General features: G+C 47.4%; 1 protein-coding gene. It reads right to left on the bottom strand.

Features of this window, described 5'->3' with window-relative positions; all coding sequences use genetic code 11:
- Positions 1-1098, bottom strand: a 1098-nt coding sequence (locus tag R7E00_RS24435; protein ID WP_318124817.1) for a serine/threonine-protein kinase, incomplete at its 3' end; no start/stop codon positions are given.
- Between the last annotated feature and the right edge of the window lie 67 nt (positions 1099-1165).

Raw genomic sequence — 1165 nt, 5'->3', positions numbered from 1 at the left:
CTCTTGTTGCAGTTGGATATTCTTTTGAATCAATGCATTACCAAATAGCACGCCGGATAAAACCAGAATGGCAGATAATGCTGCAGCCAGCGGACGGCGCTGCACTAAACGCAATGCGCTGTACAACGGCCAATGTTTTTTTTGTTCGATTGGGCGCCGCTCAAGCATGCGCTCAATATCAATTCTTAGTGCTCGAACGTCTGAATAGCGCAGTTTTGCGGCAGAGCGTGTCGCGCGTCTAATGACCCAGTAAACATCAGACCAAACGCGCGGTGACGGAAACATCATCGCGAGAATTTTACCCAGAGAGTACACATCGCTTTGTGCCGTCAGAAACTGACCAGTCTGTTGTTCTGGACTGGCAAAGTTTTGGCTAAACGCAATTAATGCGGGTGGGGATTCGCCACCGCTGTTTTGCACTTTCTGCGTCAGGTTGAAATCGAGCAATTTCGGTCGTTTATTCGGGTCAATCAGGATATTTTCAGGCTTGAGATCGGCGTGTAACACATGGTGGTGATGCGCGTGTTCCATTGCCTGACAAATCTGCTTAAACAGCGTGAGCTTCTCATGGTCTGTCAGCGTGACTTCGGCAAGATAATCATCCAATGTTTGGCCAAACACGCGCTCCATGACGATGTAAACCGAGCCGTCATGCAGGCCGCCGTCAAAGACTTTCGCAATATAAGGGTGATTTAAACGTGCTAGTAGCTGCGCTTCATCGAAAAGTGCCCGTTGTCCGAGCACATTACTTAAATTGCTTTGGATGAATTTGATCGCAAGATCTTGCTCGAAGGTCTCATCTGCACGTTGCGCGGCATAAACGACGCCCATACCACCACGCCCCAACTCATGAGTTAGGCGATACTTACTGATCACTTCGCCACTAAGGTCGATCTCGCTGTTGGTCGCTTGATGAGCGCCAAAGTAAAGCAATTGCGTTAATCGCTCTTCTGGGGCTTCATGGGCTAAAAGGGGCGCGAGTTGAATGTATAGCTCAGGTTGACTCTGTTGCAATTCTTGGAGGTATTGCTGCTTTTGGGAGTCGTCCAGATCAAGAAGATGATAATAAACTTGGGTTTCGCTGGAGCCTAACTGCACAGTGCCTAATATCTTATTGTTTTACGTGCGCTATTTTATAAGAAACTCAATATTAATGTCATTTATT

Origin of the sequence: Vibrio sp. Vb1755 (assembly GCF_033338635.1) — a bacterium.
GTDB lineage: Bacteria > Pseudomonadota > Gammaproteobacteria > Enterobacterales > Vibrionaceae > Vibrio > Vibrio alginolyticus.
The sequence above is the reverse complement of the archived record's forward strand: the minus strand, read 5'-3'. Positions and strand labels throughout refer to the sequence as shown.